Annotated in this window: 1 protein-coding gene; it reads left to right on the forward strand. The window is 75.9% G+C overall.

The window, feature by feature from the left end; translation table 11 throughout:
* Positions 1-171: 171 nt before the first annotated feature.
* A partial coding sequence (locus tag AC5LSR_RS04975; protein ID WP_493468195.1) for an ATP-binding cassette domain-containing protein occupies positions 172-606 on the forward strand: 435 nt, incomplete at its 3' end.

Here is a 606-nt window from a genome sequence, read left to right on the forward strand (position 1 = left end):
GCCCCGGCAGCGGACGTCACGGCAACGGTTGACGCCTGGGCAGGCACTTCCGAGGCGGCGAGCGCCGCCATTACGCTGTCAGGCTCCGGTACGGCCGGTGCCGCCTCCGGCGCCGTTCCCGATACCGCGGCCGCGACACCCCGGCCGGTGGCCCCGGGTGACGCGCCCGGGATGGGCGCCCCGCCCAGGCAGCGGGTGGACGCGGCAGCCACCGGTGAGGCGCTGCTGGAGGTCGAGGGCATCTCCAGGCGTTTCCGCTCCCCGGACGGCACCTGGCGGGACGCCGTACGGGACGTGTCGCTACGGCTGCGCGCCGGCGAGACGCTGGGTGTCGTCGGCGAGTCGGGCTCGGGGAAGACGACCGTGGCCCGCATCGTCCTCGGCCAGCTTGAGCCGGACACCGGGACGGTCCGCTTCGACGGGCAGCCGTGGAGTGGGCTGCGTGAGCGCGCGCGGCGCGCCCGCCGCCGCCACATCCAGGCGATCTATCAGGATCCGCTGGGCTCGTTCGACCCCCGCTACCGCGTCGAGCGCATCATCGGCGAGGCCGTGGCCATCGGCGGCGTTCCGCGGGACGCCGGTCGGGCCATCGGCGGCGTTCCGCGG

Source organism: Protofrankia sp. CiP1_Cm_nod4 (genome assembly GCF_982290645.1).